The sequence below is a fragment of the Ideonella sp. genome (genome assembly GCF_041918995.1).
Classification (GTDB): Bacteria; Pseudomonadota; Gammaproteobacteria; order Burkholderiales; family Burkholderiaceae_C; genus Ideonella.
Genome location: NZ_JAYRUN010000004.1, coordinates 15,940 through 42,208, shown reverse-complemented (window position 1 = coordinate 42,208; position 26,269 = coordinate 15,940). Strand labels below are relative to the sequence as shown.

Annotated in this window: 13 protein-coding genes; 3 read left to right on the top strand and 10 right to left on the bottom strand. The window is 74.3% G+C overall.

The annotated features are described in order from the left end of the window. Window positions 1-8 precede the first annotated feature (8 nt). The 8 genes from ACE3UN_RS04465 to ACE3UN_RS04430 all read right to left on the bottom strand — a co-directional run bounded on the left by ACE3UN_RS04465 (window position 9) and on the right by ACE3UN_RS04430 (window position 18,500). Window positions 9-410 carry an ExbD/TolR family protein gene (locus tag ACE3UN_RS04465; RefSeq protein ID WP_374673715.1) on the bottom strand — a complete coding sequence of 134 codons (402 nt, stop codon included), beginning with the start codon at window positions 408-410 and terminating at the stop codon, window positions 9-11. Between the two features lie 4 nt (window positions 411-414). Beyond that, on the bottom strand, window positions 415-831 hold the full coding sequence (locus ACE3UN_RS04460) for an ExbD/TolR family protein (RefSeq protein WP_374673714.1): 417 nt from the start codon (window positions 829-831) through the stop codon (window positions 415-417). Between the two features lie 3 nt (window positions 832-834). Beyond that, window positions 835-2,589, bottom strand: coding sequence for a DUF2341 domain-containing protein (locus ACE3UN_RS04455; RefSeq protein WP_374673713.1), 1,755 nt, complete (start codon window positions 2,587-2,589; stop codon window positions 835-837). A 29-nt stretch (window positions 2,590-2,618) separates the two neighbouring features. Next, window positions 2,619-13,175, bottom strand: a complete 10,557-nt coding sequence (locus ACE3UN_RS04450; protein ID WP_374673712.1) for a filamentous haemagglutinin family protein — start codon at window positions 13,173-13,175, stop codon at window positions 2,619-2,621. Between the two features lie 37 nt (window positions 13,176-13,212). Further along, entirely contained in the window at window positions 13,213-14,865 is a 1,653-nt protein-coding gene (locus ACE3UN_RS04445) for a ShlB/FhaC/HecB family hemolysin secretion/activation protein (RefSeq protein WP_374673711.1), read from the bottom strand. Window positions 14,866-14,924: 59 nt separating this feature from the next. Continuing rightward, window positions 14,925-16,085: a UDP-galactopyranose mutase gene (gene glf, locus ACE3UN_RS04440; protein WP_374673710.1), complete on the bottom strand. Its 1,161-nt coding sequence runs from the start codon at window positions 16,083-16,085 to the stop codon at window positions 14,925-14,927. 69 nt (window positions 16,086-16,154) lie between these two features. Continuing rightward, window positions 16,155-17,618: a hypothetical protein gene (locus ACE3UN_RS04435; RefSeq protein ID WP_374673709.1), complete on the bottom strand. Its 1,464-nt coding sequence runs from the start codon at window positions 17,616-17,618 to the stop codon at window positions 16,155-16,157. A gap of 147 nt (window positions 17,619-17,765) precedes the next feature. Further along, window positions 17,766-18,500: a response regulator transcription factor gene (locus ACE3UN_RS04430; protein WP_374673708.1), complete on the bottom strand. Its 735-nt coding sequence runs from the start codon at window positions 18,498-18,500 to the stop codon at window positions 17,766-17,768. 195 nt (window positions 18,501-18,695) lie between these two features. Between ACE3UN_RS04430 and ACE3UN_RS04425 the strand changes: the two genes are divergently transcribed. Together ACE3UN_RS04425 and ACE3UN_RS04420 are read left to right on the top strand one after the other, a co-directional pair. Next, window positions 18,696-20,996: a glycosyltransferase family 2 protein gene (locus ACE3UN_RS04425; RefSeq protein WP_374673707.1), complete on the top strand. Its 2,301-nt coding sequence runs from the start codon at window positions 18,696-18,698 to the stop codon at window positions 20,994-20,996. Between the two features lie 8 nt (window positions 20,997-21,004). Then, window positions 21,005-22,015: a hypothetical protein gene (locus ACE3UN_RS04420; protein ID WP_374673706.1), complete on the top strand. Its 1,011-nt coding sequence runs from the start codon at window positions 21,005-21,007 to the stop codon at window positions 22,013-22,015. A gap of 37 nt (window positions 22,016-22,052) precedes the next feature. Here ACE3UN_RS04420 and ACE3UN_RS04415 read toward each other — a convergent pair whose 3' ends face one another. Beyond that, the gene (locus ACE3UN_RS04415; protein ID WP_374673705.1) at window positions 22,053-23,102 is read right to left on the bottom strand and encodes a hypothetical protein; all 1,050 of its coding nucleotides are present in this window, start codon (window positions 23,100-23,102) and stop codon (window positions 22,053-22,055) included. A gap of 163 nt (window positions 23,103-23,265) precedes the next feature. On the opposite strand from ACE3UN_RS04415, the gene ACE3UN_RS04410 reads away from it, so the two are divergent. Next, a complete protein-coding gene (locus ACE3UN_RS04410; protein WP_374673704.1) occupies window positions 23,266-24,444 on the top strand; it encodes a hypothetical protein in 1,179 nt (392 codons plus the stop codon). Window positions 24,445-24,491: 47 nt separating this feature from the next. On the opposite strand, the gene ACE3UN_RS04405 is transcribed toward ACE3UN_RS04410, so the two are convergent. Then, a complete protein-coding gene (locus tag ACE3UN_RS04405) occupies window positions 24,492-26,051 on the bottom strand; it encodes a methyl-accepting chemotaxis protein (RefSeq protein ID WP_374673703.1) in 1,560 nt (519 codons plus the stop codon). Window positions 26,052-26,269: the final 218 nt, after the last annotated feature.

The following is a 26,269-nucleotide window of genomic DNA, read 5'->3' as shown; positions in this document are numbered from 1 at the left end:
TCATGCCGTCAGGTGCCGATGCGCGAGGTGACCACCGCCATGTCCACCGCCAGGCGGTTGCACAGGTCGATCACCGCCACGACGGGCGCATAGGCCGCCTGGGCGTCGCCCTTGATGGCCACCGTCACCTTCGGGTCCGCCGCCTTGGCCTGCTGCAGGCGCTGCTCGATCTCGGCCAGCGACAGCGACGCCCCGTTGAGCAGCAGCGCACCGTTGGCCGCCACCTGCACCACCAGCAGCTCGTGGCGCTCGGTGCTGGGCGTGCTGGACGGCTTGGGCAGCGTGATGTGCAGGCCCTGCACCGAGGCGGTGGTCATGAGGATGAAGACCACGAGCAGCACGTACGCCAGGTCGAGCATGGGCGTCACGTTGATCGTGTCGTAGGGCTTGGTGTCGTTCTGGACCTGCATGGCGCTACTCCCCGGCCGCCGCGCGCTGGGTGACCAGGCCGATCTCGGTGAGGTTCAGGCGCTTGGCCACCTCCAGCACCTCGGTGACCTTCTGGTACTGCGTGGCCGCATCGGCCTTCAGCACCACGGGCAGGGCCGGGTTGGCGGCCTGGTAGCCGGCCAGGCGCTGCTGCAGCTCGTCCAGCGTCACGGGGTAGGCGTCGAGGAACAGGCCGCCGTCGCGGGTGATGGTGATGGCCCGCGTCTGCGGCCTGGCCAGCTGCTCGGCCGCCTGGGTGCGCGGCGAGTCCACCTTCACGCCCTGCACCGAGGCGGTGGTGAGGATGATGAAGGTGACGAGCAGCACGTACGCCAGGTCCAGCATCGGCGTGATGTTGATGTCGTCGTAGGGCTCATTCGCGCCCTTGATGTCCGCGGCCATGTCTTACCCAGCCGTTTGCGCGGATCCGGCTTCGCCGGTCCGCTGCAAAAGCCCCCCCGGGGGGCAGCGACCGGCAGGGAGCGTGGGGGCCTCAGCAACTCGCGTGACGAACTCGTCGACGAAGATCTGCATGTCCGCCGAGATCGTCTTGATGCGCGAGGCCAGCCAGTTGTAGCCAAACAGCGCCGGGATCGCGACGCCCAGGCCGGCCACGGTGGCCAGCAGCGCGGCGGCGATGCCGGGCGCGATGGCGTTGACGTTCACGTCGCCTGCCGCCGCGATGGCGGCGAAGGTGATCATCACGCCCACCACCGTGCCCAGCAGGCCCAGGAAGGGGCCGCCCGAGATGGCGATGGTCAGCAGCACCATGCGGGCGTTCAGGCGGTGGTTCTCGCGCACCTGCACCGCGTCCAGCGTGGCCTTGATGGCGTCCAGCGAGGCGCCCGACAGGGTCTGCACGCCCTGGGCGCGGCGCTTGGCGATCTCGGCCTCGCCAGTGGTGTACAGGCGCCACAGGGTGGAGTGGCCGAACTGCGCGTCCGCGCCCTGCAGGCCCTGGCCGGAGAGATCGGCGCGGAAGCGGTCGAGGAAGCGGTCGTTGTCGCGGCCGATGCGGCCCACCAGCTGCGCCTTGCTCACCATCACCCAGGCGGCCACGGCGAACATGACGGCCAGGATGCCGATGACGACCCAGGCATCGACGGTGAGGTTCTTCACCAGGATGCCCATGTAGCCCGGCTCGCCGCCACCCTCGCCAGCGGCTTCGTCGCCGGTCTGTTTCTGGCTGCGCATGAAGCCCGCATCCAGCCCCTGCGCCGCCGCCTGCAGCGCCACCCAGCCGGCGTCGCGTGCGGTGGGCAGCCACTGCAGCTCGTCCACCAGGCCGCGGTAGCCCTCCCCCACGCTCAGCGCGACGCGCTCGGCCGCCGGCAGCAGCGCATCGGCCTGCGCGGCCGGCTTGCCGTTGATGTAGAGCACCGCGCGCCCGCCGCCCACCGTGAGCACCACGTGCGACCAGGCGGAGCCCGGCAGCGCCGCACCGGCCAGCTTCTCGTCGCCGATGCGCGCTTCCACTTGATCCAGCGAGCGTTTCAGGGTCACCGGCCCCAGCGTCACCAGGGTGGACGACTCGGCCGGCGCATCCGGCTTGAGCCACATCGACAGCGTGAGCGCGCCGCCCGCGGCCAGCGCCTGGGTGGACGGCTCGAAGGCCAGCGGCTGGCCGGCCAGGCGCAAGGCGCCCCCCAGCAGGCCGTTGGGCTCGCGCGGGGCCGGGCCGCTGCTGGCGGGGCCGCCGGTGGCGCTGCGCGCGGGGCCGTCCGCCTCGCTGAAGTGCCACACGCCCGCGTGGCCGGTGCTGAACACGGTGGGCGCAGGGGCCGCCGGGGCCGCCGCGTGGCCGGCGTACACGTGCAGCACGTTGTCGCCGCTGCCCTGCGCCACCGCCGGCAGCCGCACCCACAGCACCGCCAGCTCGTTGAGCGCGTCGAAGCGCTCCACCTCGAAGGGCAGCGGAGTCTTGTCGTCCGCGGCCACCACGCGCAGGTCCTTGCCCGCGGCATCGGCCGCGCCGAAGTCGAAGTTGCCCGAGTGCAGGCGCACCGGCACCACCACGTCGCTCACCGCGCTGGGCAGGGCCAGGCCCTTGTCGGTGGTGTCGAGCGTGACGCGGGTGCGGGTGGTCCAGGCGTCGTCCCACCAGGCCTGGGCAGGCAGGGTGGTGGCGAGCACGGCGGCGGCGATCAGGTGGCGGAGCATGGATGGACTCGATGTCGGGAAAGGGAAGGTCAGCCCTGGCCGAAGCCCAGGAACTCCAGCAGCAGCTGGCGGCGGGCACGGCGCTTCTTGCGCCGCTCGTCCTCGTCGTCGTCGTCGGGGCGGGTGGCGGCCGTGGCCGCATCGGCGGCGGCGGCCAGCGCGGCGGTGGCGCCCACGGTGGGCGCGGCGGGCGGCGCGCCGGCCACCGAGCCGCCGACGATGTCGTCCGCGCCGCGGATGACGTCGGCGCCCAGCGTCACGCTGCCCACGGCGCGGATGCCGGCCTCGCCGGCGTCGATGGCGCCCGCCGGGGCGTACAGGTCGAGCGCGCTGTCGGGGTCGAGCACCGCGATGCCGCTGCCGCTGAACGAGCCGCTGGTGTCCACCACGATGCGGCCGTTGGCGTCCAGCCGGTAGACGGGCGGCGGCGCGCCGACCACGGTCTTGGCGCCGCGGCCCGCGTCCACGTCACCGGTGGACGACCACAGCAGGATGTCGCCCTCGGCCAGCGTGAAGATGCGCGACTGGTTCACCAGGATGTCGCCCTGGGCGATGCCGGCGATGTCACCGCCGCCCACCGTGACCACGCCGAGCGCGCTGGCCGGCTTGGTGCTGCTGCCCGTCTCGCCCGCGTTCACCGAGCCGCCCGGCACCAGCATCGTGATGCCCGAGCCCTGCAGCGTGCGCACCTGCGTGGTCGGCAGGCGGATGTCCCCGTCGGGCCGGCCCGGCGCGTCCACCGCGAACAGGCTGTTGATGGCCGCGTAGCCCCGGTCGTAGGCCGCCTCCTTCTCGGTGGCCAGGCGGGCCGCCACGGCGGCGCGGCCGTGCGTGCGCACCTCGTCCACCAGCACGGCGTTGAGCCGCAGCAGCTGGCGCTCCAGCGGCAGCGCCTCGAAGGCCGCCAGCGCCTGCTCCAGGCTGAGCCCGGTGCGGCCGGTGTGGGCCTGGACGAAGCCGATGAACGCGGGGGAGGACGCCGCCGCGTCGGCCCGCGCCACCGCCGCCAGGAACGGCAGCCGCGTGGCAGCGTCGCGCTGGCCGAAGGCCTCGGCCAGCAGGCTGCCGGGCGCCGCGCCACGCTTCACGTCCGACAGCGTGGCGAAGGCCGCGATGGCCTGGGCGTCGCTGTCGCCGGCGTGGCCCGGCAGGCCGCGCACATAGCGGGCGATGGCGGCGTCGTAGGCGGCCGGGCCCAGCAGGCTGCGCACGCGGTCGAGCTGGCCCGCCGTGTCCAGCGCGGCGAAGGCCGCCGCCTCGGGGCTGCCCAGGCCGGGCGCGGCGCCGCCCTCCGCGGCCAGCAGCGCGTACAGGTCGGCGCTGCGCTTCGTGAGCCCCGCGGCGCCCAGCAGCCCGAAGCCGCGCAGCGAGGCGGCCTGGTAATCGGCGCCGTCCGCGCGCACGCCGGCCACCAGCGTGACACCGGCGCTGCCGGTGGGCAGCCGGGTGGCGTTGTCCACGTTGCCCACGGCCTGGATGCCGGCGCCGCGGCCGAGGTCGATGTCGCGCCCGGCCAGCAGCACCAGGTCGCCGCCGCCGGCCACGCGCACGCCGGCCGCGCCGAGCGTGATGTCGCCACCCGCGCGCAGCAGGCTCAGCTCGGAGACGCTGGCGCCGCCGTCCAGGCGCTGCGGCTGGTGCTGCACCTCCAGGCCGGAGTTGGCGTTGGTGCCGGTGAAGGCGATGTCACCCGCCGCCAGCAGGCGCACCGGCCGCGCGCTGCGCAGCGAGCCGCCCAGCGTCACGTCGCCGCCGCCGGCCACCAGGCGCACCGGCGTGCGGTCGCTGCGGTCCAGGCCGGCGCCGTCGCCGCGCTGCAGGTCGTTGAACTCCAGCGCCAGCCAGGCGCTGCCGGGCAGGCCGCTGCCGTCCACGCTCAGCGGGTCGGAGCCGCTGCTGTCGTGGTGCGCCACGCCCTGGCTCCAGCTGGCGTTCACCTGCAGGTCGGTGTCCACCTGCACCGAGCCGCCGGCCAGCAGGTCCAGCCGCACCGCCGCGGACTCGGCCTGCTGGATCACCGGGGCGCTGCTGCCGCCGCCGGACAAGGTGACACTGCCCGAGGGCGCCGCCATCGTCACCTGGCCGGGCCAGAGCTGGAAGGTCGGCTGGCCCATGTTCTCGGCCGAGGGCAGCTCGGCGTCGGCGCGGTACTGCAGCGCGCCACCGGCCGCCAGCACGTGGAGCGACGCCTGGGGTGCCAGCCCGCTGATCCACTCGCCGTCCAGCGCATGGCTGCTGGTGGACGCACCGACGGTCACGTCGCGCCGGCCGCTCACCCGCACCGCCGTGTCCTCGTGCGCCAGCAGCAGGCCGGGGCTGGGGCTGGACTCCACGGTGAGCACCGGGCGCTCGCGCCAGGCCACGTCGCGGCCGGCGTCCACCACCAGGGCGGCACCCCCGGCCTGCACGACACCGTTCACCACGTCACGGCCGGCGCTGACGCGCACGCTGCCGCCGCCGTAGGTGTGCGCGCCGCCGTCCGCGTCGAGGAAGCCGCTGCTCGGCGCAGCGGCCGTCAGGTCCACCACGTCGCGGCCGGCGCGCACGTCGATGCGGCCGCCGCCGAAGGCGCCCAGGCCGTGCTGCAGGCCGGCGCCGTATTCGTCCGGCCGGGCGTCCCAGATCACCTGGTCGCCGAACTCGTCGATGCGCTGCCAGGCACCCGGCTGCACGCCGAGCAGGGTGCCGGCGTTGTAGTAGTAGGCGTCGTCGCGGAAGACCGAGCGCGAGCGCACCGAGCCGCCCGCCTCCACCCGCACGTCGCCGCCCTCCACGCGGAAGGCGTCGGGGCGGAACAGCGCATCGCGCACCGCCTGGGCCGCCTCGTCCTGCGCCACCACGCCGGTGCTGAACACCCGCGCGTTGCCCTGGGTGAGGTCCACGTCGCCGGCGGCGGCGAGCGTGATGTCGCCCGTGGTGGTGCGCACACGCACGTCGCTGGTCGCACCCCGCCGCCCGATGGTGAGCGCCGCGTCGCTGCCGGCCTGCAGGGCGGTGGGCGCGGCGCCGGCGAGGTCGGCGCCGGCCACCAGCGTGAGCGAGCCGCCCGCGCGGCTGTGGCCGCTCCAGTGCGCCCCCATGTCGATGGACGAGCGCACGGTGAGCTCGCCCCCGGCGCGCACGGTGATGCTGGTGTCGCCCACGGCGGACACGTCGCCGCCGCGCAGCGCCACCTCGGCGCGCTCTGTCGGCGTGGTCCAGCTGCCGCCGGCCATGTGCAGCTCGATGTCGCCCTCGCCGCGGACCTCGGCCGCGGCGTGGATGCGCAGGGCCTCCCGCACGGTCGCGTCGCCGCCGGCCAGCCGGTCGGCGATGGCGGCCGCGCGGCTGCCATCCGCGCCCACGAAAGCCAGGCCGTCGCTGGCCAGCGTGCCGACGAGCAGCGTGCCGTGGGCCGGCGGCGCGTAGTCGGTGATGCGCTCCACGCCGTCGTAGACCTTCACCGCTTCCACGTCGATGCGGCCGGCGCCGCGGATCGCCGCGCCGATGGGCGCGATGTCCACGCCGGTGCCTCCCGGGTTCGCGTCCGTCACGCCCAGGCGCTCGGCGCGCAGGGTGAGGCGGCCCGCGTCGGCGGTGTCGCTGCCGGCGGACACGTCGATCACTGCCCCCTCGCGCAAGGCCAGCGTGCCGGTCTCGGCCCCCAGCCACACGCGGCCGCCGTCGCCGCCGGCCGAGGTGGCCGATGCCAGCAGCTGCGCGCCGGCCCCCACGGTCAACGCGCCCTCGGACGCGAGCGTGATGCGGCCACCTTCCACGGCGCGCGCGTCCAGCGTGCCCTGCACCGTGAGCGCGCCGTCGTCGGCCGCCAGCACGATCTCGCGCGCGGCCAGCGTGGTCTGCGGGCCGACGACCAGGTCTCCCTCGCGCTGGCGCAGGCGGATGGCGCCGCCGAAGCTGGCCGGGTCGGATTCGTCCAGGGCGCGCGCCAGCGCGGCCAGGTCCACGGCCTGCGCGCTGTCCACGTTCACCTCGGCGCCAGGGGTGCCCGCGCCGGTGCCGGCCGTGCCGTGCAGGTCGGTGCCCAGCTGCACCGCGCCCTCGGGCGCCTCCAGGGCCAGGCGGCCACCGGCGCCGCCGGTGGTGCCCGCGCCGCCGCCCGACACGTTGATGCTGCCGCCTCGCAGCGCGAGGTCGCCGTGCACGGTGTGCAGGCGCACGTCACCGCCGTCCGTGGTGACCTGGGCCTCGCCCACGGCCACCGTGCGGCCGGCCACGTCCAGCCGGCTGTCGGCCGCCACCGTGATGCCGTGCTCCGCCTGCATGGTCACCGCCCCCGAGGGCAGCACGATGCGGCCGGCGTGCTCGATGCGCTCGCCTTCCAGGGTGAGCGCGGCGCCCAGCGCCGAGGCCGGCGCCGTGCTGTCGGCGTTGGCCTCGGTGCGCAGCAGGCCACCCGCCTGCACCGTGGCCTCCGCCCCGGCGCGGCCGGCCACGAGGGCGTCCGCGCGCAGCGTCAGGTCGCCGTGCGTGGCCAGGGTGCTGGCCTCGGCGTCCAGGCGGACGGCGCCATCCGCCGCCAGCAGCGCGGTGGCCGCGTTCTGGATGACCACCCGGCCCTCGCCGAGGTGGATGTCGCCGCCGCCGCCGGCCGCCTGGCTGGCGTGCAGGGTGAGCCGGCCGTCGCCGTCGAAGGTGGGCGCCCCCACGCGGCCAGTGGTGTTGGTGAGCGTGATGTCGCCGGCCGTGATGCGCGCACCCTGCTGCGTGGCCTCGGCCGTGCGCAGTGTGGCGGTGTCCAGCACCAGGCGGTCGAGCGTGGGGGCGCCGCTCGCGTCCTCGCCGAGCACGGCGCCGTCCTTGAGGTTGATGAAGCGGTAGGCGCGCAGGGTCAGCTCGTCCGCCTCGCTCACCTGGGCCAGCAGGCCCGGCGTGAGCGCCAGCACGCCCGTGCCGCCGGCCGGCCCGCCCACCGCGATGACCGGCGAGCCGAGCGTGATCTCGCCCGCGTCCAGGCGCGCCGAGCCGGCGATCTTAGTGTCGTGCGTGGCGTCCAGCACCAGGGTGCCCTCGCCGGCATCCAGGCGCACGCCGGCGCCCACCTGCAGGCTGCCCTGCGCCATGTCCACGCCCTGGCGCACCAGGGCAGCGCCCGGGGCGGCGGCCACGCGCAGGGCGGCGCCGTCGCCCTCGATGCGCAGGCCGGCCGGCGCGGCGGCGCCCGCCGGCGCACGCGCCACCACCACGCTGCCGTCGACGACCTGCACCGCGTCCTGCGCGGCCAGCACCAGGTCGTTGACCTGCAGCGCCTGGCCGCCGGTGTCCAGCGTCACGCGGCTGGCCTGCACGTCCAGGGTCGTCAGGCCATCGGCAGGGGCGTCGTCGCCGCCGTCCGCGGGCGCCACGCCACTGCGCGCACCCAGCACCAGCGTCTGCGCGCCCAGGCCGTTGAGCGTGTCCACCGACAGGTGCAGCGCGCCGTCGCCCGCCGCCTCGCCATCGGCGCTCACCACCACCTCGTCGGCCACGAACTCGGCGCGGCCACCCCGGCCGCCCACGCTGCCGCTGGTGCCACCGGCCATGTCGATGCGGCCGTCCAGGCGCGCGCGGGTGGTCGTCAGCGACAGCGTGCCCGCGTCCATGGGCCGCTCGCCCACCCCCACGCCATCGTGCGCCGCCTGCTCGCTGAAGTGGACGTTGGCGCGCGTCTCGCGGATCTCCGAACGTTCACGCGCCTGCGCACCGGTGCTGACGCGCCAGGTGGTGGCGCGCGCGTCGGCGATGCCCGTGCCGGCCGTGGACAGTCGGCCGCCCAGCAGCACCGTACCGTCGGCCTGGCGCACGGTGGTGCCCAGCCCCAGCGGCGTGCCGCCGGCCACGGGCTCGATGAGCACCGCGCCGGGCTGCAGCGCATAGCGCGCCGGCAGCAGCGTGTAGGTGCCCGCGGGCAGCGGGCCGCCCGGGCCGATGGTGATCTGCCGGCCGAAGCCCGCCGCGCCGTTCAGGGTGGTGTCGTACAGCGCCGCGCCCTGCACGCCGGGCACCAGGGCATAGGCCCCGTTGCCGCCCGCGAACACGTCGTTGGAGCCGCCCCGCCCCGGCACGAACTCGTAGCCCACCAGGTCGCCGCCGCCGGACAGGTCCAGCGTCGCGCCTTCCTGCTGCTCCACCGTGGGCGCCTGGATGTCGATGCGCTTGGTGGGTGCGCCGTCCAGCGCCTCGTCGTCGGGGCCGCGCCACTGGCCGCCCACGGTGCTGCCGTAGGGCAGCAGCAGGCCATCGGCCGACACGGACGTGACGCTGCCGTCGGTGAGCGTGACCGACTCGCTGGCCTGCAGCACGATCTGGCCCTGCGGCGCGCGCACCACGCCGCCCTGGGTGATGGTGGCGGCCTGAAGGGTGAGACGGCCGCCGGCCGACAGCGGCGTGCGCGCGTCGGCGCTGTCGCCCTGGCCGGCGATGGTGATGTCGCGCCCGGCCTCCGCCGTGCCGGCGGTGAGGCGGAAATCGGTGCCCGTGCCCGGGTAGATCTGGCGCGCGGTGAGCGCCACGTCGCCGGCCACGCTGAGGCTGCCTTGCAGCCGGTTGCCGTCCGGGCCGAGCAGCATCATGTCGCCGCCGGCCGTGAGCGCCAGGCGGTCGATGCCCTGGGTGACCCAGTCGCCCGCCACCAGCAGGCCGTCGCGGGAGCGGATGTCCAGCACGCCGTTGCCGCCGGTGGCCGCGGGCACCGGCGCCGACAGCCCGTCGGGCAGCGGCGCGTAGCCCTGCAACCGCACCTGGCCGGCCTGCAGCGTGCTCTGCGTGCCGGGCTCCATGGCCAGCGCCCGGCTGGACACGGTGATCGTGCCCTGCAGGTCCAGGTCCACGCCGTCCATCAGCCGCACCGCGTCGCGCGCGGTCAGCGTCAGGTTGGCGGCGCCCGACGCGCGAATGCCCTGCGCGGAGACGGACGCGGTGGTGTCCAGCTGCACGATGCCGGCGGTGTCGCCCAGGGCCACGCCGCCGGTGCGGTCGGTGGGGCCCTCGGTCACGCGCAGCTCGTGGCGTTCGTTCTCCGGCGAGCCGGTGAGGTTGGTCGGCTCGGCGGTCACGTTCACCGCCAGCGTGCCGCCCGCGGCCCCGCGGCCGCCGTGCAGGTCCAGCCGCGCCTCGCTCACCAGCGGGCCGGCGGCCTCGATGGCGATGGTGCCGCCCTGGCTGGCCACCTCGGCGCGCGTCCAGCGCACGCCGGTCTCGCCCAGCTCGGCGCGGTCCAGCACGGCGCTGGCGCCGCGGGCGGCCAGCTCGGCGCCCTGCTGCAGCACCAGCACCGGCTGGGTGCCCGAGGCCCCCTTGGCCGACAGCGTGATGGTGCCGCCCGCCAGCACCTCGCCCTGGCGCGTGCCGTCGGTGGTGGGCGTGAGCAGCGTGGTGCCGGACACGTCGATGCGCGCATGCTCGCCCACCCACAGCACGGTGGACACCGGCTGGCCGGTCTCGGTGACCTGCCGGGCGTTGATGCCCAGCGACACGTTGCCACCCGCGCTGCGCAGCTCGCCGTCCATGAGCAGCTGGTTCTGCGCCTGCAGGTGGATGGACGACCGCGCCGGGCCCTCGATCACCGCGCCCTCATGCACGACCAGCCGGCCGTCGCTGGCGTCCGTGCCCGACGAGCGCAGCGTCAGGCTCACGGGTGCCGGCGTCACGCCGGGAGCCGGGCCGGCGGTGGCCAAGTCGCGCCAGTCGCCGCCGCTGGCCAGCAGCGCCGCATCGCGCGGGTCCACCCGGTATTCGTCGCGGCGCAGCTCGGTGCGGCTGCCCGCGGCCACTTCCAGCTGGTGGCGGCCGTCGAGCGTCAGGCTGGCGAAGCCGCCCTGCAGCAGGGAGGCGGCGTCCAGCGTGAGCGTGCCAGGCTCGGCCGGCGTGCCGCCCACCTGGATCTGCGGCGCGGTGAGGCCCAGGCTGCCGCCGGCCGCGGCCCCCAAGGCCTCGCCGCGCAGCGTGCCGTCCATGACCAGCCCGGGTGCGTCACCGGCCGCGGCGGCCGTGTGGGCCAGCGCGATGCGACCCGCATCCCCACCCCGCACGCGGCCGTCCTCGTCCACCACCGCGCCGCCGGACACATCCACCACGCTGCCCGCCGCCAGCGTGACGCCCTGGCCGCCGCTGGCGCTGAAGCTGCCGCCCACGGTGGCCTGGGTGGGGCGCGGCCCGTCCTGCAGCGTGTTGACGAACCGGCCCTGCAGCTGCACCTGCCCGCCCGACTCCAGCCGCGCCTGGCCCTGCCGCGCGTTCAGCTCCACGGAGCCGCCCGCGCTGCGCACGGTGCCGCCCACCGTCACGTCGCCGGACTGCGACAGCAACCGCACCGAGGCCTGGTCGCCCAGGTCCAGCCGGGCGTTGGGGTCGCCGGCGTTCAGGGCCACGTCGCCCTCGGCGGCCACGGCCACCTGCTGGAAGCCGGCGGCCTCGAGCTGCCCCGTGCGCATGCCGGAGCTGGCAGGCAGCATGGCCTGCATGGCGTCGGCCCAGAGCTGGTCGCGGTCCACCGCGGAGCCGTCGCGGCTGAGGGTGAAGTCGCGCAGCACCGGCCCGCCCTGGTAGTTGCCGGAGGTGAAGTCCTGGCCGTTCTGCGTGACGGCACCGATGGCCAGGCTGCCGCCCACGGCCAACGCATCGTCACCGCGCTGCTGGCGCTCGCCCTGGATGACGTGCGCGTCCATCTGGCCATCGAGCACCACGGTGGGCGCCACGATCTGCACGCTGCCGGCCGCGCGCCCCTCGGTGTAGCCGGCCTCGTAGCGCGCCGGCGAGAGGTTGCCGTAGTTGACCTTCACGCCCCAGCGGTCGAAGCCGGCGGCGCCGCCCTTCTGCAGGTTCACCGCGCCGGTGTAGACCAGGTCGGCGGGCGCGTCGGTGAGGCTGTAGAGCTGGCCGTCCGCGCCGATGAGCTGCGTCTCGCGCACATAGGCGCCGGTGTAGGTGACCTGCCCGCCCGACACGTCGATGCGCGAGTTGGCATGGGTGAGCACGCCGCTGCCGGCCGTCATGCGCACGGTGCCGCCTGCCGACAGCCGCTCGCCGATGGTCTGCTGCAGGCCGTCGCGGTAGCTCTCCAGGCTGCCGAGCATCGCGGAGTCGTCGCGCACGTCCAGGGTCACGCGGCTGCGCCAGAGCAGGCCGTCCTGCTGCAGCGGGGCGTCGCGCAGGTCGTTGCTGCCCAGCAGGCCGGTGGTGACGAACCAGCGCTCCACGCTCTCGGTGGTGTCGGTGGTGCCCGAGACGTCGATCAGCGCGCCGTCGGCCAGCACGATGCGCTGGTCGCCCGAGCCGTCGCCGGTGCCGTCGCCGGTGTAGCCGCGGCCGTCGCCCGGCTGGGTGTTGGGCACGGCCTCGGCGCGGATGTCGACGATGGCACCCGGCGCCACCACCTTCGCGTGGCGGTCCAGCAGCACGCTGCGGCCGGCCAGGTCGATGCGCGGGGCCACGAACACGGCATTGCCGTCGCTGGTCAGCGGCTCGCCGCCGTTGCCGGCCGTCCCGTCGTCCGGCGTGATCTCGGTGAGGCTGCCCTCGCCCAGCACCAGCGCGCCTGCTTCCGTGGCACGCACGCCCTCGTTCAGCGCCTGCGCCGCCCCCTGGGCGCGCAGGATGATGGAGCCGTTCTCGGTGACGCTGGTGGTGGCCGTGATGCGGCCCATCTGGTTGACCGCCATCGCCACGATGGTGGCGTTGCCGCGCGGCGTGCTGATCACGCCGGTGGCCTCGTTCACCGCGCTGCCGTGCACGCCCTCGGGCGCCCCGGCCGGGCCGGCGCCCACCTCCACCAGCAGGCCGCGCAGCGCCGGCACGTCGGGGTTGGCCTCGGACGCGTACAGCGGGTTGTCCGAGGGCTGCTGCAGGTAGATCTCGCCGCCCGCGGCCAGCATGGTCTGGCCACCCGGCGTGGTGATGGTGCCGGCGTTCTCCACCCGCTTGGCGAACAGGAAGACCCGGCCGCCGTTCGTCGTGGTGATCGTCGCCCCCTCGTCCACGCGCACGAAGTTCTTCGCGTCCACGAAGTCGGCCGCCGCGCCGTCGTAGCGGAAGGCAGGGTTCGTGCGGTCGTACAGCAGGTGGTTCGTGAGGCCGGACAGGAACTCGTTGTCCGAGATGTTCAGGCCCGAGGCGACGAGCGCGCCGGTGTTCACCTGCGCGCCGCGGCCGAACAGGATGCCGTTGGCGTTGATGAGGTAGATCTCGCCGCCGTTGGTGGCGTTGAGCTTGCCGAAGATGCGCGAGGGTGAGCCGCTGAACACGCGGTTGAGCGCCGCCGAGTTGGCCTGCACCATGTCGAAGGTGACGCTGGAGTTGGCGCCGATGTCGAAGCTCTGCCACTGGTAGATGGCGCGCTGGCTGTCCTGGCGGATGGTCTGGTCGATACCGCCGTTCGGGTTGGGCGTGTTGACGGGCGCGGCGCTGCCGCTGCCATAGACCCGCCAGCTCACGGCCGGCACCGGCACGGTGTTGGGCGGCGGCGGTGCGATGGGCGGGCGCGACTGCCCCGCCACCCACAGCGGCCAGCAGGCCGCCAGGGCGGCCACCAGGGGGCTCAGGCGCGCGTGCAGGTGGCGGCGGCCGGCGCAGCGGGTGTGGCGGGCAGAGGCAGTGGGGCGGCGGGTCATGGTCGCGGCAAGAAGGGGGTGGCGGGGGCCGGGCGCGTCAGAAGCGCGTGGCCAGGCGGGCATGCACGTAGGGGTCGCCCACGCGGCTGTGGCCGGTGGCGCGCAGCGGGAAGCCGAGGTCGAGGCCGCCCTCGGCGGTGGTGGCGCCGTCGCCGAGTGCCACGAAACGCAGGCCCAGGCCGAAGGACGCGAGCGACTGCGCCGGCGCCTGGCCCGCGGCCGCGTCGAGCGTGAACACCCGCCCGGCCTCGGCAAAGACCAGCGGGAACAGCTCACGCAGGCCCGGCGTGCCGGCATTGGCCTGGTTGGGCGAGCGCCACTCCAGCGAGCCGATCAGCCCGCGGTCGCCCGTGGCCTCGCTCTCGCGGTAGCCGCGCACCGTGTCGGCGCCGCCGATGGCGTACTGCTCGCTGCTGACGAGCGCGCCCGAGGCCACCTGGGCACCCAGGCGCGCATGCAGCCAGCCCCAGCCCGCGGCGCCTGGCGTGTCCGGGCTGTTCCCGGCGGCGGCCGGCTCGCCCAGCCGCCATTGCGTGCGCAGGTCCACCTTGCCCACCAGGAAGCTGCCGTCGCCGCCCTTGCGCTTGCAGGCGAACTGGTCCTGCGGGCCGCTGCCGCCGCTGGCCAGCGGGCAGTCCACATCGCGCTGCAGCAGCTCGCGCCAGGCCGCCGTGAGGCTGGCGTTCCACTGCCAGCGCTCGGCCGCGGCGTAGCTGGCGTCGCTGTAGGCCAGCTGGAACGGCAGGTAGCGCAGCGGCGTGGAGAAGCCCGCCTCGCCGAACACGGTGCGCTCGCGCAGCAGCTTCAGGTCCGCGCCCCAGGTGAGCACCGCCGTGCGGTCGCCGCCGCGGCGGCCGAACACCTGCGCGCGGCGCAGGCCCAGCGTGGCGCCGCGGCCCAGCACCTGGGTGCCGCCCAGCGTCTCCACGTCGCTGTCCGACAAGGTGAGCGACACGTTCCACGAGTCGCCCGAGGGCTCGGCGATCAGGTAGTTGGCCACCCCCACCAGCGACTGCCGCGGCTGGCCCGGCGCGGTGATGAAGGTCAGGCCCAGCGAGTGGTCGCGCTGGAACAGGTTGTCGTAGCGCAGCGAGGCCTGCATGCGCAGCGGCTCGGTGCCGGCCGAGTGCTGGTTGTGGAGCTCCACCGAGCCGGACAGCGGCAGCCGGTCCTCCACCTGCAGCTCGACATCCACCGTGCCCGGCAGCTTGCCGGGCTTGAGCACGGGCTGCACGCGGCGGCTGTCGCGGTTGACCTCGGCGAGCTGGGCCTGCACCTCGTTGAAGTTGGGAACGCCGCCCGCCTGCAGCGCGCTGACCTTGGCACGGATCCAGCCCTGGTCGTGGTAGCGCGAACCCAGCACGTACAGGCCGCCCACGCGGCCCTCCAGCACCGCCAGGCGCACCGTGCCGCCGTCCACCTTCTGCTCCGGCACGTCCACCAGCACGGTGAGGTAGCCGGCCTTCTGGTAGGCCGCCTCCAGCGCGGTGCGCGCGGCTTCCACGCCGGCCATGCCACGGCCGGGGCCCAGGTGCGGCTCCACGGCCGCCTCGATGGCGGCGGCCGGCAGCACGGTGTTGCCTTCGACCTGCAGCTCCAGCAGGTCGAAGCCCGGCTCCGCGGCGCGCACGGCCGGCAGCGCCAGGCACAGGCCGCCCAGGCCCAGGAGGATGGCTCTCAAGGTTTTCACGGCGTGGATGTTCGCGAGCGGGGGTGACGCGGCCACGGCCGGCCCCTGCCCCGTTCGGCTCATGGTTCGATGCCGGATGCGACAGCCGCGTGACGTGGGGTGTCCAGCACCCGCTGCACATGGGCCAGGGCGGCGGCGATCACCTGGTGCATGTCCAGGTAGCGGTAGCTGCCCAGGCGCCCGCCGAAGTGCACCTGCGGCACCAGCGACGCGGCCATGGCCTGGTAGCGCGCCAGGCGCGCCAGGTTGTCCGCCGTGGCGACCGGGTAGTAGGGCTCGCGGCCGGGCCCGCCGTCCAGGGGAAACTCACGCGTGATGAGCGTGTGGCCGGCCGTGCGGCGGCGGCCGGGCTCGGGCCGCTCGAAGTGGCGGTGCTCGATGATGCGGGTGCAGGGCACCGCCGCGTCGGTGTGGTTGACCACGGCCGAGCCCTGGTAGTCATCCAGCGGCAGCAGCTCGCGCTCGAAGCGCAGCGAGCGGTAGCCCAGTCGCCCGTGGCCATGGTCGAAGAAGGCGTCGATCGGCCCGGTGTAGATGACATGGTCGTGACGCGCGAGCCAGTGCTCGCGGTCGCGCAGGAAGTCCACGCCGAAGTCCACGCGCACGCCGGCCAGCAGGCGGTCGAACATCGCCGAGTAGCCGCCCACGGGGATGCCCTGGAAGCGGTCGTTGAAGTAGCCGTCGTCGAAATCCAGGCGCACGGGGATGCGCTTGAGGATGTCGGCGGGCAGCTCGCGCGGGTCGCGCTGCCACTGCTTGCGCGTGTAGCCCTCGATGAACAGGCGGTACAGCGTGGGGCCCACGCTGGCCAGCGCCTGCTCCTCCAGGTTGGCCGGCTCGGCGATGGGCACACGCTCGCGCGCCAGCACCGCCTGCGCCTCGGCCGGGGTGGCCACGCCGAACACCTGGTGCAGCGTGAACAGGTTGATGGGGAAGCTGTAGAGCTGCGCGCCGTGGCGCACCTTCACCCGGTGGGTGTAGCCGTTGAAGCGGGCGAAGCGCTGCACCCAGCGCCACACGCGCTCGTTGTCGGTGTGGAAGATGTGGGCGCCGTGCACGTGCTCGTGGCAGTCGGCCTCGGGCACATGCCGCGTGGCGCAGTTGCCGCCGGGTGCCGCGCGCTGCTCGATCACGTGGACGCGGCAGCCCGCGTCGTGCAGCTCGCGGGCGCAGGTGGCGCCGTACAGGCCGGCGCCGACGATGAGGATGCGTGGAGGCATGGAAGAAAAACGGGCCGGCTGTCGCCAGCCGGCCCGCCCAACGACGGCAATGCGTGGAGGAAGGCCCGCCTACTTCACCAGGCGCAGCGGCGAGCAGCTGGCGGCGGTGTTGCGGTCCATGCGCGAGGCGAACTTCAGGGTCACCGGGTCGGTGATGTCGGCGTAGGCACCGGTGTAGGTGGTGGGCAGGGCCAGCACGCCTTGCTGGGTGTCCACGTCGGCGATGTTCAGCGCGGAAGCGCGGCCACCGTTGGTGCGCAGGTTGCTCAGGAAGGCCTTCTTGTCGGCGTCCGTCAGCAGCGTCTTGTGCCACTGCATGGTGGCCGCGTAGACGAAGCCGTACTCGCCGGTCTTGGCGTTGTCACGCAGCGGCGCCACGCCGTCGAGCTTGACGAAGCGGTAGCCCTTGTCGGTGCCGGTGCCCGTGGGGGTGGGCGTGTTCTCGCGGCTGAGCATGCCGATGGCGTAGGCGGTGCCAGGCAGGTTCTCCACCGTGGTGCCCAGGCAGGACTCGACCGTGCTGGAGCCCGAGGCCAGGTTCCAGGCCAGCGTGCCCGTCTCGGCCAGGGCCGGCGAGGTGATGGCGGTGGAGTTGGCGGTGCCGACGGTCTGGCCCACGGGGGTGTGCACCGCCGTGCCCGTGCCGCAGCCGGCGTTCAGGAACTCGACGTTGAAGGACGCCTGCGTGCCCGAGCCGATGTTGCGGCGGCACACGTTGACCTGCTTGGACAGGATGGCGGAGTCGACGCTGGCCGGCACCACGGCGTTCCAGCCCAGCTTGGCGGCGGTGCTGCCCGACAGCTTGCCCGACAGGGCGGCCGCGACGAACGCGGAGTTCAGCGACGGCTGCTTGGCCGGGGCGTCGTCCAGCGCGCCACCGGCGGGGATCAGGCCCTGGGCCTCCTGCAGCGCGCGGTACAGCTTCTTGTTCACCGCCACGCCCATGATGGTCTGGTTGAAGGCGCGCGAATCGAGGGTGGAGGTGTTCACCGCCACGGCCGGGGCCAGCAGGTTCACGGGCTTCTGGAACAGCGCCGGCTCGACGTCGGACACGCCGGCGTCGGCCACGCGCGACGACACGCCGTTGCACGCGTAGGTAGGCACCAGGATGTCGGTGGCCGGGCGCGGGTTGCCGGTGGCCGTGCAGGTGCCGTCCACCACCATCATGTCCTGCGCCGTGCCGGTGGCGATGGGGTTCACGCCCTGGGTGGAGCCGCCCTGGTCACGCTTGACCAGCAGCACCTGGGTGCCGGCCACCCAGTTGCCGACCTTCTTGCTCAGCTCGCAGGAGTAGGCGCGGTGGTTGCTGCCCGAGGGGGCGCTGCCGGTGCCGTTGAAGAACACGTCGAACGTGGTGGACTTGCAGTTCTGCTGGAACCAGGCGCCGATGAACAGGCGCTGGGCCGAGGCACCGGCGATGTACACCTCCTTCAGCGTGCCGGCGGCACGGGCGGTGTCGATCTGGGCCGGCGTCAGCGCGTGGGCCGAGCCGGTGGCGGCCAGCGCGGCCAGGGCGATCAGGCGAATCTTCATGCGGTACTCCATCGTGTGTGTGGTGGGTGTCGGCCGCGATGAAGGCGTGCCGAACAAGGCGGCACTGTGGCGAGGCGGGGTGACAGGCGTGTGGTCACGCCGACGCGTGCCGCCCGGGCGTTCGGGCCATGCGGCCGCATGCAGCTGTCACGAAATCAGCCGCCGGGCCATGGCCTCGGCCACGGCGTGCGCCCGGTTGCGGGCGCCCAGCTTGCGCTGGATGCTGCGCAGGTGGTTCTTCACCGTCAGCGGGCTGATGCCCAGCTGCGCGCCGATCTGCGCATTGGCCTTCGCCTCGCGCACCGCGGACAGCACCTCGATCTCGCGCGCGGTGAGCGTGCTGGCGCGGCCCTCGGCCCGCGCGCCGGCCGGTCGCACGGCGCCCCCCTCCGCGCGCCACCAGGCGAAGTGCAGGTAGGGCATCCACAGGTCCAGCGCGGCCAGGCTGGCCGCCACGGCGGCGGCGTCACCGGCGGACTGGCGGAAGAAGGCGAAGGCCAGCTGCGGCCGGGCCGCCGGGGCCCAGCGCACGCCGTGCCAGCACGCCGGGCCGAAGCCCGCGGCGCGCAGCGCGGGCGGCGGCGCCACCTCGCAGGCGCGCTCGTCGGCCTGGCCCCACTGGTCGGCCGCCTGCGGCCACCAGGCCGAGGACGGATCGTCCAGCCCCTGCTGCACGGCCGGGGCCAGGGGCACGCAGTTCAGCACCTGCACGCGCGGCTCGCCGGCACCGGGCGCGCGGGCCCAGCACAGCGCCAGGTCGTGCGGCACGAAGCGGTGCAGGTGCAGCCGCAGCCAGACGAAGAACTGCTGCGGCGACGCGATCGACTGCGCCGCCTCGGCGCCGCGCAGGAAGGCGTCGCCGAGGTCCGGCGTGCTGGACAAGGGGATGGGCACAGGCAGGGGGCGCGAAGGGCCGTGGAGGCAGGACGCGGCAGGTTAGGCCCGCGGCGTGACCCGGGCGTGACGGCGGCGTGACGCGGACGCAGGCCGTTCGGGCCAGGGACAGCGGGGCGACCGTCATGCACGCACGCCACCATGGCCGGGTGCCCCTTCTGGCCACCCGCCGCGCCGACCGCCATGCCCCTGGACGCCCTGCCTTCCGCCCTGCCCGCCTGGCACTGCGACGACCGCGGCCCCTGGTACCGCCTGCAGGCGCTGGACCGCTCGCTCATCGGCGCGCCCTCGCTGTACCTGGCGGCCAGCGAGGGCGTGGCCTGGCCGCCGTATGCGCCCTGGATCGACCTGCGGGCCGACGACTGGCTGGGTGGCGGCACGCTGCGCCAGAGCTTCTACGCCGAGCCCTGGGCCCAGCTGACGCAGGCCGGCGAGCTGGGCCTGGTGATCGAGGCGCAGGGCCACCTGCGGGTGCGGGTGATGGGCGCGGCGCCGGGCCGGCCGCCGGTGTGCGTGCAGCAGCGCACCCTCGACGCGCCCGAACGCAGCCGCCATGTGCTGCCGCTCGGCCCGCTGTCGGCGCTGCCGCCCGCGACCCGGCTGTTCTGGCACCTGGACGCCATCGACGGCGCCCGGCTGCACGAGGCCGCCTGGTGCACCCGCACCGCGCCGCGCCCGCGGGCCGGCCTGGCGGTGCTGATGCGCACCTGGGGCCGCAGCGCCGACCTGCGCGCCCAGCTGGAGCGCCTGGCCGACGGCGCCCAGCACGACCCCTGGCACGAGGCCCTGCTGCGCCGCACCCGCTTCCACGTGCTGGACACCAGCGCGGACGCCGAGGCCCACTGGCACGACGCCGCGGCGCTCGGCCTGGCGCTGCAGGTGCACACCGGCCCCAACCTGGGCGGCGGCGGCAACGCCAGCCACCTGCTGCACCGCGTCCTGCTGGACGTGGCGCGCGACGAGGCGGCCGGCGCCGCCGTGCCCGACGAGGTGCTCATCCTCGACGACGACCTGCTGCTGTCGATGGAATCGCTGTCGCGCTACTGGATGCACGCCGCCCTGCGCCGCGGCGACCATGTGTGCAGCCTGCCCGTGCTGATGAAGAGTGCGCCCACCCGGGTGTGGGAGGACGGCGGCCACTGGGGCCGCTCGCCCGCCACCGGCGCGGTGGACGCCGGCGGCCCGCCGCCCGAGCGCCATCTCTCGCCCACGCTGCTCAGGCACGGCCTGGCGCTGGACGGCTTCGAGCACCTGGACGCCTTCGGGCCGCTGAACCGCTGCGAGTACACCACCTTCATCTTCTTGGGCCTGCCGCTGGCAGCCGTGCGCCGGCTCGGCCTGCCCGCGGCCTTCTTCCTGCGTGGCGACGACATCGAGTACTCGCTGCGCGCCCGCGCCGCCGGGCTGCCGGTGGTCACGCTGCCCCACCTCGCGGCCTGGCACGAACCCGGCCACAGCCACGCCCAGGAGTACCAGGCCATCCTGCACGGCGTGCTCATCAACCTCACCTACGCGGCGCCGCGGCCCGATGCCCTGGCGGCCTGGTTCGAGCGCCGCCTGGCCGAGCATGCGGCCATCGACGACCTGGCCGGCATCGCCCTGTACCAGGCCGTGCTCGACGCCCTGTGCGACACCGACGGCGAGCTGCTGACACCGGCCTTCGACGTGCACTACCGGCGCGTGCTGCCCCAGGTGGCGGGCCCGGCCATGGAGCCGCTGTCCGACGCGGACTTCGAGCGCCTGCTGCAGGGCGGAGCGCCCGACGACCTGGCCGGACGGGCAGCGGTGCGGCCCTTCCTCTACCCAGGCATGCCCGCCCCCGACGCGCCGCGCCGCGCCACCGTGCTGGTGAACCACGGCGCACGCAGCGCCCGCGCCCTGCCCGCCGTGGCACCGGCGCAGCGCCTGGCCGCCATGCAGCGCTACCTCGACCGCCTGGCCGAGTTCGTGCAGCGGTTCGATGCCCTGCAGGCCCACTGGGTGGCGCGCCTGCAGGACTCGGGCCGACCCGCGTTCTGGGCGCAGGTGGCCGAGCGCCAGGCTGGTCGCACGCTGCTGCTGCTGGACGCGCCCTTCCGGCTGCGCGCCCGGCCGCCCGAGGCGCCGGCCACGCCGCCAGGCGACACCGCCGCGCCCGCCGCCGTGCCCGTGCGCGAACTGCGTCAGCGCCTGGAGCGCGACCTGGCCGAGCTGGCCCGGCTGCGGCGGGCCCAGGCCGGTCCACCCGCGGGCCCGCGTCCGCCGGCGCGCGGTGCCAGCGCCCTGCACCGGCTGGCCCGCCGGCTGGGCGATGCCCTGGCGCGCGTCACCGCCGCACCCGGCCACCACCCTCGCCGCGCGGTGCCCCCGGCCACGCCGCTGCCGGCCGACTTCGACCCCGCCCAGTACCTGGCGCTGAACCAGGACGTCGCCCGCACCGGCATCGACCCCGTCACCCACTACCGCCGCTACGGCCGCGCCGAAGGGCGCCGCTACCGCGTGTAGGCGAACCCATGCGCAAGCGCCTGTACCTTCACATCGGCCAGACCAAGACCGGGTCCACCGCCCTGCAGCTGCACCTGCACCGCCACCGCGAGGCGCTCAGCCGCCAGGGCCTGCTGTACCCCGAGGTGCCTGCCGGCGCACGGCTGAAGACCCAGCACCGGTTCCTGGTGGACGCGCTCCACGAGGCAGGCGACCAGCCGGCGCGCGCGGGCGACGTGTGGATGCCGTTCCTGGACCAACTGCGCCAGGCCCCCGAGCCGGGCGTGGTGCTCAGCGAGGAGGTCTTCTGGCACCTCTTCGAGCAGCGCCCCACCCTGCGACGCCGTGCGCTCGGCTGGGTGGCGGAGGTGCTGCAGGACTTCGATGTGCGCGTGGTCTGCTACCTGCGCCGGCAGGACCTCTGGGTCGAGTCCTGGTTCAACCAGGTCGCCAAGAGCCGCGTGCCATTGCCGATGGCGAGCCTGACCTTCGACGACTTCGTGCAGCGCCATCGCGAGCTGGGCCTGTTCGACTATGCGGCCCGCGTGGCGGAATGGAGCGAGCCGTTCGGGCAAGGCGCGATCGTGCTGCGGGTGCACGAGCCCGGCCGCCTCGTGGGCGACAGCGTGGTGGACGACTTCGCGGAAGTGATTGGCGCCCGGCTGCCCCCGCTGACGGCCGGGCAGCGTGCCCAGCCCCGGCTCTCGCCGGCGGCCTGCCATTTCGCCAACCTCTTCGCACGCCTGCCCGGCAGCGGCGCGCACCGCGCCGCCTTCCTCCACGCCATCAGGGACCTCGGCGATGCCGGCGATCAACGGCGCCTGCTGGCGCCCGACGCCGCCGCATGGCTGGTCGAGCGGTACCGACCCGGCAACAGCGGCCTGGCGCGCACCTACCTCGGTCGCGAAGAGCTCTTCGCGTGCCCCCAGCGCGCCCACACGGTCTACCCAGGCCCGTCGACAGACGACCTGGCCGAACTCGGCATGCGCCTGTTCATGGCACTCGCGGGCGCCGTCCCCCGAGGCGACGGGGCCGATTGAGCCGGGTGGTCAGCCGACGGGCCGTGGCGGCCAGGGCTCAGGGGCCGCAAGCCACCGGCGTGGCGACGTAGCCCAGGAGGCGGCCGTGGCGTGTCGGTGCTCCGCGACCCACGATCTGGCCGCGGTCGTTGATGCCTGTCGCGGTGGCGAGGAACCATCCCTGCGCCTGGGCCCCGGTGACGACGTTGAGGTCCTGCATGACCCCGTCCTTCCAGATGAAGGCCGTCCCGTAGTGCTTGCGGCCCTTCGGTGAGGCCTTGGCATCGCCCACCACCACGCCGTGGCGGTTGATGGCGTGGGCGATCGCGGCGTTCACCGCGAAGTCCGGGCCGCCGGTCAGCAGCCGGAGCCTTCCCCGGTCCCACATGAACGCCTGCGGCAACCCATTGACGTCGCTGCGGACATCGCCGCACACCTGCCCCGCGTCGTTGATGTCCCGCGCGTGCTGGACGGCAAAGGGCAGCTGCAGCGAGGTCGCCTCGGCGCCGTCCCACACGAAGGCATCGCTCACGCCGTCGGCCAGCAGCCGCCAGCCACAGGCGATGCCGGCGTGGCTGAGGCGTCCTGCCCAGACCCGTGTCTGCCCGGCCAGGCGCGGCAACCACACGATGTCGTGCCCATCGGTGAGCCACATGTCCGTGTTGAGCGTGGTCCCGACGATCAGGCCCGCGTTGTTGATGTCCGCCGCATGGTCCAGCGTCGGGGCGCCGGCCACCGCGATCGGCGACAGGCCCTCCCGGTCCCAGCGCCAGGCGGGCATGTTCACCGGCTGTTCGTGCTGGCCGACGACGACGCCCAGGTCGTTGATGCCCACGCCGGTCGACGCCTCGCCGTCCCAAGGAGCCAGCTTCATGCGCTGGGGAACGCCCTTGAAGGCCTTGCCATACCGGCCGCCCGGCCAACTCGTGCTGGCGGAACCGGTGACCATGCCACTGGCATTGATCGCCTGGGGCAGGACCTGGGCGACCCCCGTGTCGGCCAAGGGTTCGATGAGGTAGCGGCACGCTGCCGCACGGGTGGCCGGCGCGTACGCCAGTGCGGCGCCGGCCAGGGCACCGAGGGTGATGCGTCGACGTGGGTGGTCCATGCCAGCTCCTGGGGATGAAGCGGCGGATTCTCTGCCGTCAGGGGCGCCGGGACCCCACCGGCAGCCAGTGGCACTTAGGGGGTCGGCGCGTCGTTCATCGACAGCGGCACCGCTCGACCGGGACGCCCCGCCTAACATGGCGCTTTCGATCGACGGAAGCCCCATGCCACACCCCCCAGCCCCGGATGCGGCGGCAAGTCGCCACCATGGCCGCCCCCTCGTCGGTCGTGGCCTCGGCCTGGCCGCGGCACTTCTCGCCGGCTCTGCCGCCGCTCAGCCGCAGCCTGCCGCCGGCCAGGTGGCGAGCGAATACCGCCTGGTCGAGCTCTCGCGTGACCCGGACGTGGTGCCCAGCCGCATGAACTCGTCGGGCGTCATCGTCGGCCAGCATCGCACGGCCGTCATGCCGATCCGCACCGCAGCCGAGGGCGGCTACACCTTCCTGCCGCTGAGTTCCCCGCTGTACACCGGCGGCACGGCGGCGGGCGTCAACGAGGCCGGCAGCGCGGTGGGATGGCAGTTCAGCGACGGGGCGCCGGGCCGGGCGGTGCTGTGGCCCGCCACCGGCGGTGTCGTCGATCTCGGCGAGAGCCTCAACCTGCCGCAAGCGTGGACCTACGCCGTCGGAATCAACGACGCCGGCCAGGTGGCGGGGACCGTCATCGACTACACCCTCCCCGATCTACCGGGTCGGGCGGTCGTCTGGTCGGCCGAGGGCAAGCCGAGGGTGCTGCCCATGCCGCGTGGCGTGCGCCTCATGCGGGCGGAAGCGATCAATGGCCAGGGCCATGTCGTGGGCGTTCTGGAGCTCAAGGACGTGACGCCCGCCGGCTCGATGGCCGGCTTCTTCTGGTCGCCCCGGACCGGGGTCAAGGCGTTCGCGCCCGCCACCCGCGTGCTGGACGTCAACGACCGCGACGAGGTGGTGGGCATGCAGGACGCGACCGGCCCGGACGGCCAGCCGCTCGGCCACGGGCATGCGTTCTACTGGTCACCGGCGCTCGGCCGACGCCTGCCGCAGCACCTGCCCATGCTGCCCGGCTTCCTGCGCTGCTTCGCCATGGCGATCAGCCCGGACAGCGTGATCGCCGGCTACTGCGAGGACCGCAAACCCAAGCTGCGCCCGGACGAGTTCGCCGCGGTGGCCTGGGACCGCCAGCCGGACGGGTCGTGGCAGGTGCACGACCTGAAGACCATGACCGACCGCAACCCCTGGGACAACGCGACCAAGGTGCGGGACATCGATGCGGCCGGGCGCATGCTCTACACCGTCGAGGGCTACCTGGGCGTGCAGCGTGAGGCCACCGGCATCGCGGTGCCGGTCCCCAGCCCCACGCGCTGAGCGGCGGGGGAGAGGCAGGCAAGAGGCCGGGACGAGGCGGCCGCGCCTCAGCCCTCGATCCGGAACACCTGCACCACGTCCGCCAGGCGCTGGGCCTGCTCGCGCAGGCTCTCGGCAGCGGCGGCCGATTCCTCCACCAGGGCGGCGTTCTGCTGCGTCATCTGGTCGAGGTTGGTCACCGCGGCATTGACCTGGCCGATGCCCTGCGACTGCTCGGCGGCGGCATGGGTGATCTCGTTGATGATGCCGCTCACGTGGCGCACGCGCTGCACGATGTCGGCCATGGCGGTGCCGGCACTGCCCACCAGCTGCGTGCCGGACTGCACCCGTTCCACCGAGGCGGCGATCAGCGTCTTGATCTCCTTGGCGGCGTTGGCGGAGCGTTGCGCGAGGTTGCGCACCTCACCTGCCACCACGGCGAAGCCGCGGCCCTGCTCGCCGGCGCGCGCGGCCTCCACCGCCGCGTTCAGCGCCAGGATGTTGGTCTGGAAGGCGATGCCGTCGATCACGCCGATGATGTCCTCGATGCGGCGCGAGCTCTGGTTGATCTCCTCCATCGTCGCCACCACCTCGGTGACCACGCGGCCGCCGCGCTCGGCGGCTTCCGAGGCCGACGCCGCCAGCTCGTTGGCCTGGCGGGCCGAGGCCGAGGTCTGGTTCACGGTGCCGGTCAGCTCCTCCATCGACGCGGCCGTCTGCTGCAGGTTGGATGCCGTCTGTTCCGTGCGCGCGGACAGGTCATGGTTGCCTTCGGCGATCTGGCTGGAGGCGGTGGCGATGGAATCGGTGGAGCGGCGCACCTGGGCCACGGTGCCGCGCAGCGAGGCGATCATCTCGTCCAGGCCGGCGAGCAGGCTGCCCCGCGCATGCGTGCCCAGGTTCACCGAGAGGTCGCCCTTGGCCACGCGGTTCATCACCTGCAGGGCGTCGGCCGGGTCGCCGCCGATCTGGCCCAGCACGCTGCGCGCCACCACCACGCCCAGGGTGCCGATCGTGCCCAGCACCGCCACGGTGATGGCCAGCGTGCGCCACAGCGCCGCGCGCACCTCGGCGTCCACGTCGTCCATGTAGACGCCCGAGCCCACGATCCAGCCCCAGCCCTTGACGGACTGCACGTACTGCAGCTTGGGCACCGGCTCCTTCTGGCCAGGCCGGGGGAACTGCGTGGGCACGAAGGCGCCGTCGGGCTGCTTGCCCACCGCGGTCACCAGCGCCTGCACGATGTCCATGCCGTCCAGGTCCTTCACCTTGCCGATCATCGGCTGGCCGTCCCACTCGGGCTTGATGGGGTGCATGAGACCACCGCCCTCGGCCGTCCAGATGTAGAGGTAGTCCTGGCGGCCCTCGCCATAGCGGGCCACGCGCAGCGCGTCCTTGGCCGCCTTCTGCGCTTCTTCCACCGGCATGGCGCCCGCGGCGGCCTTCTCCTGGTATGCCAGCACGATGGAGTGGGCCGACGTGACGGCCGTCACCAGCCGGTCGGTGCGGCCCTGCACGATGCGGTCGCGCAGCTGGAAGAACGACACCGCGGTCACGACCGCCATGCCGACGACCGCCACGCCCACCAGCGTGCCGATCTTTCGCTTGAAGCTCAGGTTCTGAAACATGGATCCTCCGGTATGAATGGGCATGGCCGGAGTTGTGGCCCCGGCCCGGGCATTGACGATCCCTATCGGTCGATTGGCATGACAGTGAACCGGTGGGGCATGCGCGGTGTGACGGACTGCCCACACATCGGCCCGCGTCCGGCCCCCGGCCTGACGGCCGTCAATGACAACCGGCCGATCCGGCGGCAGCGCCGTCAGCACCGTGCAAGCGTGCACGC